The organism is Acinetobacter sp. V115_6 (assembly GCF_031799025.1).
Lineage (GTDB): Bacteria > Pseudomonadota > Gammaproteobacteria > Pseudomonadales > Moraxellaceae > Acinetobacter > Acinetobacter pittii.
The window spans coordinates 1,521,738-1,536,396 of record NZ_JAVQNO010000021.1; the positions used below are offsets into that span (position 1 = coordinate 1,521,738).

Below are 14,659 nucleotides of genomic sequence, written 5' to 3' on the forward strand. Positions count from 1 at the left end.
CTTATTTTTAAGAGGCTTTTTTTATATCTATAATTTTATGGTAATACCCGACGTAAAGTCGCAAAGCACTGCTCACCTTTAGCTGTTGAACAGAAATTGATTGTATGGTCGTTTTTCCACTGTACAAAATATTGTGAGACATCACCTGTTTGGTCTTGTTTCTGACCAGAGCAATCTACTTTATTATTATCAAATTTAATTTGCATTACTAAAGCGGCTAGCTGCTCTTTAGGGTCATCAGATGGTTGATATTCATAAATACCATAAGACCATTCCTGACCGCTTTTGATCACTACATCATTACTACTACGAAAGTTATAATATTCCACACATTTCTTATTATTTGGAATTTCCATTCCCCATAATCCCATAATTTCAGGGCGCGTAACAATACGTATAGCATTAGGATTACTTGCGGTCCGAACGGGTTGTTCAGCTGGCTGTTGAGTAGCCGTTTCTGCCACAGCTAAACCAGAACAAGCCCACAATAATCCAATAATATAAATATTTTTCATAGATTTATTAATCATTAAACGCATGAAGTTAAGTTAGCATATTTTTTGACAAAATCACTGCTCCATAACCATATAAAAACAATATTTTTCAACTGTAACGTGTCACAACAAGTCATCAAACAATTTTATATTTACTTGCTTTTTTAAATATAAATTCTTTGTTTTGAATGATCTCAAGCTTAGGTAGTAGAAGAATCGACTTGTTTCGGAAGCCACTTTACAAAGCACCAACCTAAGAGCACAACCACACTGGCACACATAAAGATGAGTTCACCAGAAAGAGTTTTCCAGAAATGCCCAGCCAGAACACTACCAAAAGCTACACCTAGCCCCCACATGGTGCTATAAAGTGCTTGTCCACGCCCTTGCTGTCCAGCAGAGAAGTTTTGAAAAATAACTCTCATTGCAATCAAGTGAAATAAACCAAAACTAAAGGCATGTAAACACTGCGCAAAAAGTTGACCAATAAAATAATGTGAAAATACTGCAACTAGCATCCAACGTATACTCGTCATCAGCAAACACGCAACGACTAAACTGCGCCACGAAAAGCGTTGAAAGATCTTTGAGGCAATTGAAAACATAAAAATTTCAGCAAAAACCCCCATGGCCCATAAAAATCCAATTTCAGTCGTACTGAAATTCAAAGATTTCAGAAAATTACTATAAAAACTATAAAAAGGCGCATGTGAAAAAAGTAAAATAAATTCAATTGCAAAAAATGCAGCCACTGTTGGGCGCTTAAGAACAGGAAGTAAAGGTTCTAAATATTTTTGGGAAGTAGGCGCGCTATCAGGTTCGCGGATTGTGAAAGACCAAATAAACGCTAGAGACGCGATAATTAATAGTAAAATTGGGAGCATTGAAATATGCACTATTTCTAAAATAGCCCCAATAGTGAATACCCCAACAATAAACCCAACCGATCCCCACTTACGAATTTTGCCGTAAAGTTTAGCTTTTTGATCACCCAACCAAAATAAAGTCACTCCCTCAAATTGAGCTAAAATCGCATTTTGAAAGAAACTAAAAATAAGCATAAGCAAAGCAACTGATTGAAAAGTATTTGGCACTATAAAAATAGCAAACCATATACAAGATTCCATCCAAGTTGCTATCCGAACAAGCAACATCCGCCTACCAGATTTATCAGCAATCCAACCCCAAACTAAAGGCGCAAAAAAGCGAGTTACAATCGCAATTGATGATAAAACACCAATTTCTTGATAATTAAATCCCTGATCTTGAAGATATAAATTCCAATAAGGCATGAATGTGCCCACGATGGAATAGTAAAAGAAGTAGAATCCACCAAGTCGAGTTTGGATAGTAAGTGGTTGAAACAATTTATAAACCTTTGTATTTTCATGAGGTTAAAATTTGGGATAGCTGTCACGCATGTAGCCATTTGTCTTTAGTACTACTAAGCATCCACAAATTTCGATTCGTAGATTCACCGAATAAAATACAATTAAACATATCAGAGCATCTCAGCCTTTCAATTTTAACACTTTGTTTTCCAATACAAATCATTAAATGATTGATAAGACAAAATAAAGAAAGAAAAGAGAACTGTAATTTAATTTGTACAATATGTTAACTTGTGTAAAAATACATTTAATATTCACAAGGTATATATTTATCAGATGTTTTTTCTTATTTTTTTAATTTGTCTTTTTCTGTTTTTACTCATCCTGAAACAACATTATCGCTAACCACTTATCATCCCTACTTTTTTAAACTTATCTGCTTCTTTTAAATTAGAACAATTAAACATCAAATTCTATAAGTAAGGCCCCTTTTAAACTACACCTTTAAGTCGAGCCTAGCTTAAATATCAATTTTAAAAACTAATTATTATTCATCTCCGCCAATCAAAACATTGGCAAAATATCCAATCTTAGAATCAAAAAATTCTTAATAAGTTACTGTAACAACGATCGTATCTGAGTAATTACCCGGAGCTGTTGCAATAGTAGTACCTTGCGGAATTTTTCCATAGACATTTGTACCCTGAGAACTGCCCGAACCTGTTTTAGAAACACCTCCAGAACCTCCAACTGCGCTTACACCACCAGTAGTATCCCATACCGTAATATAATTCGAGTTCTGATATAACTGATACTGAATGTACTGACCACTACCATTTGCCATTTGCCTAAAGCCACCGGCAATACGGTTATTTCCATCCCCCAAATAAATACTATATGGCAGTCCATTATTACAGGTCGTATTCACCACTCCTTGAGCTGTATAATCACGAGTAGTCTTACCAATATCATTAATATTTCCAAAATCGACATTTGATGTTGAATCTATTTGACACAAACTTGGCACAACATAATTAGCAGTTATGGTGGTATTACCCGAGTCCCAACCTCCACCACTATCCCCCTCACACACAGTGCTAGAGCTTGCTTGCATGTCCCAAAATAGCTGAACCGTACCCGTATAGGTTCCTTTAGGATATGCCATGAGCGAACCCGTACGAGCTGGTACTTTTATATTTATTGAGTAACTTATAACATTCTTTGAAGAGACGGTTTTCACAGGCCCATACCAGACATTCGAATTTTGATTAGTGGTAGAAGAGCCAGCCCCACCGACACTTGCAGTTACCGTATAGGGTAATGAAACATTATTATTACTACTCGTGGTTCCAGTAAAAACGGTTTTCATACACATATAACCTGAAATTTCTGGTGTTGAACGTGCTCCATAACAACGTATTGTCCCAGTGTATGTCAGTACTGCATCATTATTAATTGTTGCAGCAGTGTATGTATATGTGCCAGAATTTGGCGCTGTAGCTGTGCAATCTGCATGGGCGGAATTAAAAAATGTAAAGATCAGGCATAGCAAACCCGTTCCCAAAAAATATTTCAGGATAAATGAAAGTGCTCTAAATGTTGTCGGTTGGTTAAAGCTAGCAATATTTATCGACATACATAAGGCCCCAATTTTTTAGCACTGTATTGCTTATTTTCATACGCAAAAACAACTTGGCATGAACCATGATCCAGAAGATCAACTTCAAGTTTGTTTTGCTTCAATAGGTTTGGAATAAATACTTCGCCGTCGTAACCAACTATTCCATCTTGCTGACTATTAATTTGAACGGCATAACCCGGCATTAACGGTGAGTTGTTTTGATCAACCAGTTTCACTAACCCTGAAATGACCTGATGAGCACCGAAGTCAACCAAGGTTCCTTGGCGGTAACCTACAAACGCTGTCTGATTCGTAGAGCTAACTTCCCACTCTAAAGGTAAATATGATGGGTCTAGGTAGATATGATGAGACATGTAGGGTCTTAAATTCGCAATTAAGAATCGGCCAGACTTATCGGTCGCACCTAAATTAACACCACCATTTAGAATTTGGCTTTGCGGCCCTGCATTGGTTACGACCGCATAGCCCTCTCCAATTTCATTGGCCGCAAATATACGTCCCGCTGCCGCAACCAGTGAACCTGTTGCTGAAAGTGCAACCTGATCGTTATCTCCAAATCGGTTATAGCGTCCTGTCAGGTAAGCTGCTCGGGCACGGTAAGAGGCATAAACCGAGGCATTGTTTTCATTTGCATCCTGATCACGTTCAACATAACCGCCCCAGCCAAACGAACCAATTTGTGGATCAGTAAATCCATTGATTTCTTGTCTATAGGTTGCTTTACCACTATCACTAGAAACACTCGTGATCGCATTCACTTTACTGGACGGTGTATATCGCAGCGCAAAGTAAACTCCATAGTCCTTGTGGTTTTCATAATCTTTATAAGCTGATGCATAAAAACCCCAGTTCTTGTCCAGACTTCCACTTAAACTGGTAGACAGTAATTTATAGGAGTTATCGCTATATTTAATCTGGTTATAACCCAGATAAACCCCGTAACCTGCATAAAAGTTATAATTAATCCCTGCCCTAAAAATCTCATCTGCCAGTGCGCTGTAGTTCAGGTAGTTCTGCGGCTCAGAAGTCATCTGGTTATCTTTTAAATATCTCACTTGAGATACACGGGCAAGGTCAAAGTAGTTATCGAATACTTTGCGGTAACTGGTGTTAAATGAAATGTTCTTACTGATGCGCCCTTCTAAACCCAGCAAGGTAGAGTAACCGTTTTCATCTTTATATTGGCTCGCGGCAATGTCAGCATTGATCACGCCAATACCCAAAACATTCTTGGCAAATCCTGTGCCTAGGTTCGACAGACCATCTGTTGAAGCCTCTGCTCCACCGCTTAAGGTCAGTGAGTTGCTGTAGCCGTATCGAATCGCACCTGAGGCAAAAGTGGCATCGTCATAATCGTTTGAATAGAGTCCATAGTTATAACGTGGAACCCCCACATCTACTGAAAATTCATTTATGCCTTTTGCCAGAATCTTGGATGAAAAATAGTAAGGCTTTTTGGTAATGCTCTGCTGTCCCGTTGCATCGGTAGTCACCAGTGTGACTTCATTTTCTGAAATAAACGGAAGCTGTTTAATATCAAATGGACCAGATGGGACTAGCCCTGAATAAATCTTTTGCTGGTTGACGTATAAATCTAGTGTTGAAGGCAGTGCTGCCGAGCCGGAGAATTGCGGGAGTGCCGAAGTGACAATATCCCCGCGTTGACTGTAAGCACTCGACCACTGAAAACCGGCAAGACGGACACTGCTTCCCCAATCAGGGCTATTGGAAATAAAGTCCCCTAGGGTATATATCCTGATCTTTTCAGGGTCAACATATTGCCACTTACTTTCTAGGCGCGCCCACTTTTCATGACTATAACTATTTTCATTACTACCGTTATATAAAACGCCTGAAGAAAAGTTACCGATTGCGCTATTAAAGATCCCTTCTGCCGTACCTGAGAAAACATTCTCATCATTGGTTATGGTGTTATACAGACTGTAGTTCAGAATAGCCGCATTTAAAGGTTTCATTTTCAGTAACTGAGGACTAGTGATCTGCTGGCCACTTAAGTCGACTGAGTAACCCGTTAACATGTTCGACGGAACTTTTAGGTTTAAAGACTGCTCATTTTCGAGATATTTAAACTGGATTCCGTTTAGATCGTTGATACATACCCACTGGTTATCTGGGATATGTTCATCCATTTTTAATCTTAAAGTTTTTAAATCACGTGAGCGGATATATAGCTTTCTATCTTGATCCTGCCGTACCGATATTAAATCTTTAGAAATATTTGAGTTAATCGAAATATTTAAAAATAGCTGGATATATCCCTGATCAGAACCAAATGCCTGATGAGCAGAATTCGGAACTTCCGGAATACTTGGTAAGACAGCATTGGTACTATCTTGTAATGATTCAGCAGCGGCATGAATCGGCAAGTACATAACACATAAGGCACTTACGATATATTTCATATGTGCCTCTTTAAAGAGATGTTTGCTTACCGTTAATATTTAATGAAATATTATATTTATGATCTGCTTGAAATTTAAAATCAGGACTGATATTAAAGTTTCTCGATTTCCCGGCAAGAATATAACCATTCACGGTGTTTACTTTAATGGGATAGCTTTTATTTGCTGTTGTATCCACAAGTATTAAGTTATTTAAAAGCGCATGTCGATTACCAACATTACTTATGGTGAGATAAGCGTTATTTTGTTCTTGTTGTATTGACCAATTCAGTTTAGTAATCGCATCTTTATTGACGACAAATACAGGTAATGACGAACGTAGTAGTACGTTAACCCCTTGATCAGCTTTACGACTATCAATCGGTTTTGGTAACTCATCAATAATAATACGATAAGTTTTTTCACCAGAAATAAGTTCTGGGTTAATTCTAACTACACGTAAGTTATAAGAGTCACTAGGTTGTAGTTTTAAAAATGGTGGACTAATTACAATCTCATCCGTAGGGATTAATTGATCTTGTCCAGCATTTTGTCTCCATTCAAATACACGCACCTGCAAATCAGCGCTTTCATTTGACTGGTTATATAAACTAATGGAAGATGCAGTCTGATCACTCAATATTTCAACACTAACAGGTGAAAGGCGAATTGATGCTGCATTTAGCATACTAGGCAAAAATAACAATAAACTTGTCACAACAAAGATATTTTTTTTCATGATTTGCCCAGAACTACTTTTCTCAGATTGAGCTAGCTCCTTTAAAAAGAGCTAGCGATGACGCAATAAAACTTATTAAAAATTAATAAGTCACTGTTACAGTCACAGTGTCAACATAGCTACCTGCACTTGGTAAAGTTGAGCCAGCAGGAATACGACCATAGACGTTAACTGTTTGTGCTGCACCAGTACCAGTACCGCTATATGCAGTTGTTGCAATACCAATTGCTGTTGCACGGTTAGTATCTGAGAAAAGGTTGTAAGGAATGTATTCGCTGCTAGCCGCCCCACCAATCATACGACGTTGTGTCGATTGAGCATTTTTCCCTGCGTCAAAAGCCAAAGTCCATGGCACAGTGTTGTTACATAACACTTTAATTGCAGTACCACCTGTTGTTGTGGTGTCTGCATCTACATTGCTTGCAAGCGAACTTAACGTACCAAAGTCTAAAATTGCATTTGACGTAGTACCTGTTGCAGAAGTGTTGAGAACACAACTGTTTGTAATCGTTGCTTTAACAGTTAGTGTACCGGTTGCGTTAGCTGCATTTGCAACATTGATAGACGTTAAACCCATAGCAATTGCTGATAAACAAATGAGAGACTTATTCATGGTTAAAAACCTTTTTACATTACGCCAATAAAATTAATAGATGTAAAAATTAGCCTTCCCCATCACAATCACTAGTTCTTCTGACTGTTTTTTCAAAGCGTTATTTTTTTACTCTACTAATTGCGCATAATACAAAAAAACAACAAAAACACTAATGTTTGTTTCATTCCAAATATCAATTAATAATCAAAATTTTGATTGATTTCTCAATTATAAAAATTTTTATGGTTAGCCCCACTGTTTTTATTAATTTTCGATAATTTCATTTACATTTTTATTAGTTTTTCTAAAAAATTTAAATTTTTCATTAGTTAAAATTTACCATAACCAATCATATTTTATAATTTTTTAAAGTTTGGTCAAAAAAATAAGAACAAAAAGTAAACACCTGATTATTCTATATATTTTAAATGAATAAGAAAATAATACTTTATGAATAAGAAATCTAAGTGTTTTATCACATCTTTAGAATTTTTTTAGATATTTCAATGGCTAATGGCAGGTCTTTACTACTAAAAAGCATGTATTGCTAGCTCAACTATTTCTAAAAATTAAATGAAAAATCAAACCTAATAATCTTTGGATTTTGTTATACCGTCCTTAAGCTAACAATTCCATACTTGTGGTTTTAATTCCTTCTTGGCAAGGTATGTATCAGTAAAACATTAGGAATTTGTTCCAATATGGCGAGTCCAGCACAAATCATTCGACATAAATTTCTCAATACATTTTTTTCACGTCATTCTCTCTGGTTTTTATGTATTTTTACTGCGCTCAGCATCACATGGTTTCGAACCGTCTATACCCCTCATAGTATCTATTATTTTATTTCTGATACTCTCCTTAATGGTTTATGGGTAGTTACAGGCGCCTTAAGCCTATTAGGCCTCTATGATGTTTTACAAAATCAACATTCTATTTTAAGAAATTACCCAATTATGGGACATTTTCGTTTTTTGTTTGAAGATATACGCCCCGAAATTCGTCAATACTTTATTGAAGCGGATCAAGATGCTCTACCTTTTTCTCGCATGCAACGAAGCTTAGTTTATCAACGTGCTAAAAACGAAAATGCAGATAAACCTTTTGGCTCAATTATTGATGTCTATCAAGAGAATTACCGCTTTATTGTCCACTCAATAAACCCTTGCCCACCAGCTGATCCAAAAAGCTTCCGCATTCAGGTGGGTAATGCGCAATGCCTTCAACCCTATAGTGCATCCATTATGAATATCTCTGCCATGAGCTTTGGTAGTTTAAGTGCCAATGCAATTCGAGCACTCAATAAAGGAGCGCAATTAGGTGGGTTTTATCACGATACTGGTGAAGGTAGCTTAAGCCCTTATCATCTCGAAAATGGTGGAGATATTGTTTGGCAAATTGCCAGTGGTTATTTTGGTTGCCGTACCCTAGATGGAAAATTTGACGAGCAAAAATTTGCTAAACAATCTCAATTGCCACAGATCAAAATGATCGAATTAAAGCTTTCACAAGGTGCAAAACCGGGCCATGGCGGTATCTTACCTAAGCATAAAATTACCGAAGAAATTGCCCAAATCCGTGGCGTTTCACGCGATCATGATTGTATTTCTCCTGCTAAGCATTCTAGTTTTTCTACCCCAATTGAAATGATGCATTTCTTACAGAAGCTGCGAACATTATCTGGCGGCAAGCCAGTTGGTTTTAAACTGTGTATTGGCCAACCTTGGCAATTTATGAGTATTGTTAAAGCAATGCTTGAAACAAAAATTGTTCCCGACTTTATTGTTGTGGATGGTTCTGAAGGTGGTACTGGTGCAGCACCAATTGAGTTTAGTGACAATATTGGTACCCCATTACGAGAGGGCTTACGCTTTGTCCATAACACTCTTGTGGGTGCAGGGCTAAGAGATCAAGTTAAAATTGGTGCTAGTGGTAAAATCATTAGTGCATTTGATATCGCCAGCACTTTTGCACTCGGTGCAGACTGGGTTAATTCAGCACGTGGTTTCATGTTTGCAGTTGGGTGTATTCAGGCACAAAGCTGCCACACCAACCAATGCCCTGTGGGTGTAGCGACTCAAGACAAAGATCGTCAAAAAGCAATTGATGTACCAACCAAAGCAGAACGAGTATTTAATTTTCATAAAAATACCTTGCATGCATTATCAGAAATGATTGCTGCAGCAGGTTTACGTCATCCTTCTGATATTAAAGCTCATCATTTGGCTCAGCGAGTAAATGACCGTGAAATTAAGAACTATGCTCAGTTGCATTTTTTCTTGAAAGAAGGTGAACTTTTACAATCTGAACTTAATAATGACGATGATAATTTCTACTATCGAATGTGGAATATGGCTGATGCCAATCATTTTTAATTTATATTAATTTTTATAAGTTAAGCATCACCTTTATAGTGTGATGCTCTTCCATATTTAAACCTAATATGTGATTTTTGCTTAAATTCCACTCCCCTTTTAATTTGTATTTAATAGATTTTTCACCTAATATAAAAGTATAAATAACGTACACATTTTAATTTTATTTAATAAAAATTTTTTAATGCTTATAACAAGAAGGTACCTCGTCATGTTGAAAAAAACATTCATCTCTTCTTTTGTTGCAATCGCTGTAGGCTTAAGTAGCTATGCTGTCGCTTGTACACGTGCCGTATATTTAGGTAATAACCAACATATTATTACTGCTCGCTCAATGGATTGGAAGGTTGATACAGGTACCAACTTATGGATTATGCCAAGCGGGGTTAGCCGTGACGGTAGCGCTGGTCCCAACTCAATAAAATGGACGTCGAAATATGGAAGTGTAATTGCTACAGGTTATGAAGTTTCCACAACAGATGGAATGAATGAAGCAGGTTTGGTTGCTAATATTTTATGGTTAGTAGAGTCTGAATACCCAGATGCAAAAAAGACAGATAAGCCTTTATTAAGTATTGCAGCATGGGCTCAATATGTACTTGATAATTTTGCAACTGTAGATGAAGCCGTTAAGGCCTTAGAAAAAGAACCCTATACTATTATTACAGACAATGTTCCCGGTGAAACACGGCTCACCACCTTACATTTATCTATTTCTGATAAAACAGGTGATAGCGCAATTATTGAATATATTGGTGGAAAACAAGTGATTCACCATAGCCGAAGCTATCAAGTCATGACCAATTCACCTACTTTCGATAAACAACTTGCACTTGTTGAATATTGGAAGCAAATTGGCGGAACGATTATGCTTCCCGGTACTAACAGAGCATCTGATCGCTTTGCACGTGCATCATTTTACATTAATGCTATTCCTAAAAATGATAATACAAAACAAGCACAAGCTTCTGTATTTAGTGTGATTCGGAATGCATCTGTTCCCTATGGGCTAAATACTCAAGAAGAACCTAATATCTCTTCGACTCGCTGGCGAACTGTTGCCGACCACAAACAGATGCTCTACTTTTTTGAATCCGCTCTCTCACCAAATGTATTTTGGGTTGACTTAAAAAAGATTAACTTTAAAGATGGTAAAACACGTAGACTTGATTTAGGGCCTGATCAAAGCCATATCTATGCAGGTGATGCTACCTCTTCCTTTAAAATTGCAAAACCATTTGTATTTTTAGGTCCAACTACGCGTTAATTTATGTCAAAATTTATTACTCTTAACATAAATAATATTAAACATACGATCTTGGAATTTATATGATGAAGAAATCTCTACTTTTATTGGGTTCATGCCTACTTACTGCGGCTTGTAGCACCACACAGGTTAGTACACCAGCTCCTAAAGAGGTAAAGACAGCTGGTCAACTAAACTGCTCACCAACTGAACTATGCCCAAGCTTATTGGTTAAATGGAACGAAAATCAAAAAAATCAGCTTCGTGTAGATGTTCATTTAAGTAGTAGTTATAACTTTTATGATATTAACGCTTTGACCTTTGATATTGATGGTAAACGATTCAGTTACGAACCAGCTCAAGCCACTGAAAAGACAAATGTGAGCCGATTAGTACCTAAACATTCAACCACTTACTTTGTTATTCCAAGTCAATTTCTACAAGAATTTAAAAATGCTCAAAATGTGAATGTTTTAATCAAAACAGATAAAGGAACAATCGAGCGCAATATGTATAGTCCACAAAAGCAGTCTTCGGTTTATAAAAACTTTATGCAGCTTTATCAGAATTCAAAATAAACTACAAAGATTAAATAATGCATCTATCTAGAATTTTGGATAGATGCATTATTTTTTTAATAATAAAAATGTTTTGGCTTTGCATGCAAAAAGGCAGGAATCAATCCTGTTAATGCCGCACGTATATCCGCACGTTCATTAATTAATTGATGAGAGCCTTCTTCAAGCATTAACAACGTTTGGAGCCTAAATTTACGACGAATAAATTCAATGTTGTAACGCCAATCAACCGTCTGATCGAGAGCACCTTGTGCAAGCCAGACTGGGATACGGCAAGCAGGTCGCTCTTCCATTTCTTGCATCCATTTTGACATGGCCAAAATCCAGTCCATGCCCATCATTCGGGGTTGCAAAGGATCCTTTAAACGAATAAAACGCAAAAATTCAGGATTATGATTATTACGTCTAAAGTGTCTTGGTACCTGACGCTTAATACGGCGAATAATGCCTAACCCAACAGGGTTATGCCACCACGCGGTTTTTGCAGGGCGAATTAACGGAGAAAGTAAAAGTACTCGATCTACAATCGGATCTTGGCGTTTTTCAGCATATTCTAATAAGTGATGCATCCAAATTGCTCCACCCGTACTTTGACCAATACCGACCCATGGTTTAGGTAACTGATCTGCATGTTTCACATATTGATAAACAGCCATCAAAACTTGCTGGTAATGATCAAAGTTTTTAATGCTGGCTGGTGAACCATCACTTAATCCATGCCCCGGCAAATCATAAGTAATAATACTAAAGCCCTGCTCAAGAATTTCACGAATAATTGGCTGGTAAATACCGCTATGCTCAAGATAGCCATGCAATAGACAAACTGTACCTTGTATTTTTTCTACTTTGGGTTTGAAAACTTGCACATGCAAACGGAATAAAGGCATTTGGACATAGCCTTGCCAATGGTCACATTCAAGTAAATGTAAACCATACAATTTGCGATAGGCCAGCAAATCACGAGAAGGTTCTTCTAATGTGTTTAAATTAAGTGGACTCAAAACTTGCGGCGTAAGATCACGATTAGGAACCGGTAAATCTAATTGTTTTAATACGGCAGGATTGAGAAATGGAATATCTGACATTAAGGAACCTCTCGACAATCACTTGAGCCAAACAACATGTCACGAATTGTCGCAAGTAATTCATAATTTGCACGGCGGCTATGATCGTAATTTTGCACACTTGGTTGCCAACGTGTCAGTGGAGTTGGCATTGGAGCTACAACAGGAATAGTTTCTATACCATTTAAAGCAAACAGTCGGCGTGTACGTGGCATATGGTATTCATCTGTAACCAACATGACTGTTGGTGCCCCGCCTTTTTTCTGAAGCAATAAAGAGCTAAAACGAGTATTTTCACATGTATTCATACTGCGCTTTTCTAATAGCTTTGCATCAACGCCGCGTTCTTTTAACCAAGCTTGCATATAAGGCGCTTCTACACCGCTAAGCACAATAGGTAAATGATTTTGTTTTTCAACTTCTAAAGTTTTTTCTAATCGCAAACGCGTATAGCCATTAACAACAATATCCTTACCATTTTTATCTAAAGTTAATCCGCCACCCAACACAACAATTGCATAAGGTTCTGATAACTTTTTAGGTTGTACTGGTAATGGATTTTTACGCACATACTCGACTTTTTGTTCAGGTTCACTGACAGCTTTTTGATGCTCTGGTACCACAGGTTTTCTTGCTAAAAACTCTGTATATTGCTCAGTAAGCGCTTTATTTTCAGAACTATTAATAAAAAGTGCTTCGTCAACAGGACTACTCGCCTCATCTGCGGCATCAATTTCTGAGTTTTTAGCGACTAAAGGAACCGTTACAGATGCGGCTTGTTCTTCTGAATCCTGTTCCTTTTCTTCTAAAAGAATAATTTGCTGCAAGGCTTTATAATTCTCTTGAATATAGGTCAGATCAGATGTTCTTTTTTCACGTAACGCTTGCTCTGTCAGTTTTAAATAGGCCTGACGAGCGATCCATAAATTTGAACCCGGCTCTAAATTATCATGCTCACTTAATGCAGCCTGTCTTTGGCTCTCAGCAGCGACTTGATTAACATCAACAGGTACAAAATAGTTAAGCCCAGCTACAATAAGTTTTGAATAAAATGGCGAATATAAAAAAACCACGAAACAGCCTAATAGTACAAATAGCACGGTGACTACTTGTACTAAACGTACCATTAAGTGTACTTTTGGCATAAAACTATTCCGTATGATTTTCAATTAAACCTAAACTGTTATAAAGCACAGGTTCTGGTTCTAACATAATATGGAAAAGCTGATCAACATCATGTTGTACAGCCTGATAAGTTTTCCTTACATCAGCTAGAGATGCATTGGCATAATTCACCAGAACTAATGCCTGTTTATGGAACATCCCTACCATATCGAGTTGCTTCCCTTTCCAACCCGCCTGATCAATTAACCATCCTGCTGCAATTTTAACGTTTCCATTCGCTTGAGGATAATGTGGAATTGTTGAGAATTGTGTGACTAAGCGTTCAAACTCTTGAGGTTTAACAATCGGATTTTTAAAAAAACTCCCGACATTTGGATACTCTTTTGGATCAGGAAGTTTACTTTGACGAATATGGATGACCTGATTTTGTAAATTTTCGGCAGTCTGATTGTCTCCAACTGCTTGTTTCAAGTCGCCGTAGTTAAGTTTCAAATGCGGCTGTTTAAGCAATTTAAAAGTAACATGCGTGATAATGTAACGGTTTGGATCATCTTTAAAAATACTATGGCGGTAGGCGAAATGGCAGTCGGCCGCTAAAATTGTCTGAGTTTGCTTCAATTTACGGTCATACACTTGTACTGACTCAATAAACTCACCTACCTCTACCCCATATGCACCAATGTTTTGTACGGGTGAAGCACCGACTAATCCTGGAATAAGGGCTAAATTTTGCAAACCAAACCAGTTCTGTTCAGTGCTGTATAAAACAAAATCATGCCAGACTTGGCCTGCGCCTACTTTAACCCGCACAAAATCATCATCGTTTGATAAAACTTCAATTCCCTGAATATCAAGATGAATCACTAAAGCATTGATCTGCTGCGGTAATAACATATTACTACCGCCCGATAATACAAGTACATTTAACTGATGCTGCTCAGCAAACTCTAAAGCTGCTTCAATATCTTGAATATTGCCAACTTTAGTATAGTGAGAAACAGTTGCATCTAAACTTAAAGTATTGAATGGCTTAAGCTGTACTTGATTCTGAATTTGCATTGTGTTGAA

At 37.3% G+C, this 14,659-nt stretch carries 12 protein-coding genes; 3 read left to right on the forward strand and 9 right to left on the reverse strand.

From position 1 onward, the window contains the following. Positions 1 to 35: 35 nt before the first annotated feature. From RMA94_RS15600 to RMA94_RS15625, 6 genes are all read right to left on the reverse strand, one after another. On the reverse strand, positions 36 to 539 hold the full coding sequence (locus RMA94_RS15600) for a hypothetical protein (protein ID WP_002115710.1): 504 nt from the start codon (positions 537 to 539) through the stop codon (positions 36 to 38). A 155-nt stretch (positions 540 to 694) separates the two neighbouring features. After that, a complete protein-coding gene (locus RMA94_RS15605) occupies positions 695 to 1,861 on the reverse strand; it encodes an MFS transporter (RefSeq protein WP_311083718.1) in 1,167 nt (388 codons plus the stop codon). Positions 1,862 to 2,432: 571 nt separating this feature from the next. Continuing rightward, entirely contained in the window at positions 2,433 to 3,461 is a 1,029-nt protein-coding gene (locus RMA94_RS15610; RefSeq protein ID WP_311083719.1) for a spore coat U domain-containing protein, read from the reverse strand. Next, positions 3,452 to 5,860, reverse strand: coding sequence for a fimbria/pilus outer membrane usher protein (locus RMA94_RS15615; protein ID WP_311084041.1), 2,409 nt, complete (start codon positions 5,858 to 5,860; stop codon positions 3,452 to 3,454). Before RMA94_RS15615 ends, RMA94_RS15610 begins: the two co-directional genes overlap by 10 nt. Positions 5,861 to 5,900: 40 nt before the next feature. Then, on the reverse strand, positions 5,901 to 6,608 hold the full coding sequence (locus RMA94_RS15620; RefSeq protein ID WP_311083720.1) for a fimbria/pilus periplasmic chaperone: 708 nt from the start codon (positions 6,606 to 6,608) through the stop codon (positions 5,901 to 5,903). A gap of 82 nt (positions 6,609 to 6,690) precedes the next feature. Further along, on the reverse strand, positions 6,691 to 7,221 hold the full coding sequence (locus tag RMA94_RS15625) for a spore coat U domain-containing protein (protein ID WP_311083721.1): 531 nt from the start codon (positions 7,219 to 7,221) through the stop codon (positions 6,691 to 6,693). A 683-nt stretch (positions 7,222 to 7,904) separates the two neighbouring features. On the opposite strand from RMA94_RS15625, the gene RMA94_RS15630 reads away from it, so the two are divergent. The 3 genes from RMA94_RS15630 (at position 7,905) to RMA94_RS15640 (ending at position 11,402) form a co-directional block, all read left to right on the forward strand. Beyond that, positions 7,905 to 9,578, forward strand: a complete 1,674-nt coding sequence (locus RMA94_RS15630; RefSeq protein ID WP_311083722.1) for an FMN-binding glutamate synthase family protein — start codon at positions 7,905 to 7,907, stop codon at positions 9,576 to 9,578. Positions 9,579 to 9,789: 211 nt separating this feature from the next. Then, positions 9,790 to 10,845, forward strand: coding sequence for a linear amide C-N hydrolase (locus RMA94_RS15635; RefSeq protein WP_017387349.1), 1,056 nt, complete (start codon positions 9,790 to 9,792; stop codon positions 10,843 to 10,845). A 62-nt stretch (positions 10,846 to 10,907) separates the two neighbouring features. After that, complete coding sequence (locus RMA94_RS15640) at positions 10,908 to 11,402, forward strand: hypothetical protein (RefSeq protein WP_017480925.1); 495 nt, start codon at positions 10,908 to 10,910, stop codon at positions 11,400 to 11,402. Between the two features lie 56 nt (positions 11,403 to 11,458). Here the strand turns inward: RMA94_RS15640 and RMA94_RS15645 are convergent, their stop codons facing one another. From RMA94_RS15645 to murB, 3 genes are read right to left on the reverse strand one after another with little or no spacing between them, the layout of a single operon-like run. Then, on the reverse strand, positions 11,459 to 12,487 hold the full coding sequence (locus RMA94_RS15645) for an alpha/beta hydrolase (RefSeq protein ID WP_002115207.1): 1,029 nt from the start codon (positions 12,485 to 12,487) through the stop codon (positions 11,459 to 11,461). After that, entirely contained in the window at positions 12,487 to 13,611 is a 1,125-nt protein-coding gene (locus tag RMA94_RS15650) for a YdcF family protein (RefSeq protein ID WP_002115205.1), read from the reverse strand. Before RMA94_RS15650 ends, RMA94_RS15645 begins: the two co-directional genes overlap by 1 nt. Before the next feature lie 4 nt (positions 13,612 to 13,615). Further along, positions 13,616 to 14,650 carry a UDP-N-acetylmuramate dehydrogenase gene (murB, locus tag RMA94_RS15655; protein ID WP_005073835.1) on the reverse strand — a complete coding sequence of 345 codons (1,035 nt, stop codon included), beginning with the start codon at positions 14,648 to 14,650 and terminating at the stop codon, positions 13,616 to 13,618. Positions 14,651 to 14,659 lie beyond the last annotated feature (9 nt).

What these genes read in the sequence shown, in the direction of transcription:
- RMA94_RS15600 (WP_002115710.1), bottom strand. Translation starts at nt 539, where the DNA reads ATGCGTTTAATGATTAATAAATCTATGAAAAATATTTATATTATTGGA.
- RMA94_RS15610 (WP_311083719.1), bottom strand. Translation starts at nt 3,461, where the DNA reads ATGTCGATAAATATTGCTAGCTTTAACCAACCGACAACATTTAGAGCA.
- RMA94_RS15615 (WP_311084041.1), bottom strand. Translation starts at nt 5,860, where the DNA reads ATGTACTTGCCGATTCATGCCGCTGCTGAATCATTACAAGATAGTACC.
- RMA94_RS15620 (WP_311083720.1), bottom strand. Translation starts at nt 6,608, where the DNA reads ATGAAAAAAAATATCTTTGTTGTGACAAGTTTATTGTTATTTTTGCCT.
- RMA94_RS15625 (WP_311083721.1), bottom strand. Translation starts at nt 7,221, where the DNA reads ATGAATAAGTCTCTCATTTGTTTATCAGCAATTGCTATGGGTTTAACG.
- RMA94_RS15630 (WP_311083722.1), top strand. Translation starts at nt 7,905, where the DNA reads ATGGCGAGTCCAGCACAAATCATTCGACATAAATTTCTCAATACATTT.
- RMA94_RS15635 (WP_017387349.1), top strand. Translation starts at nt 9,790, where the DNA reads ATGTTGAAAAAAACATTCATCTCTTCTTTTGTTGCAATCGCTGTAGGC.
- RMA94_RS15640 (WP_017480925.1), top strand. Translation starts at nt 10,908, where the DNA reads ATGATGAAGAAATCTCTACTTTTATTGGGTTCATGCCTACTTACTGCG.
- RMA94_RS15645 (WP_002115207.1), bottom strand. Translation starts at nt 12,487, where the DNA reads ATGTCAGATATTCCATTTCTCAATCCTGCCGTATTAAAACAATTAGAT.
- RMA94_RS15650 (WP_002115205.1), bottom strand. Translation starts at nt 13,611, where the DNA reads ATGCCAAAAGTACACTTAATGGTACGTTTAGTACAAGTAGTCACCGTG.
- murB (WP_005073835.1), bottom strand. Translation starts at nt 14,650, where the DNA reads ATGCAAATTCAGAATCAAGTACAGCTTAAGCCATTCAATACTTTAAGT.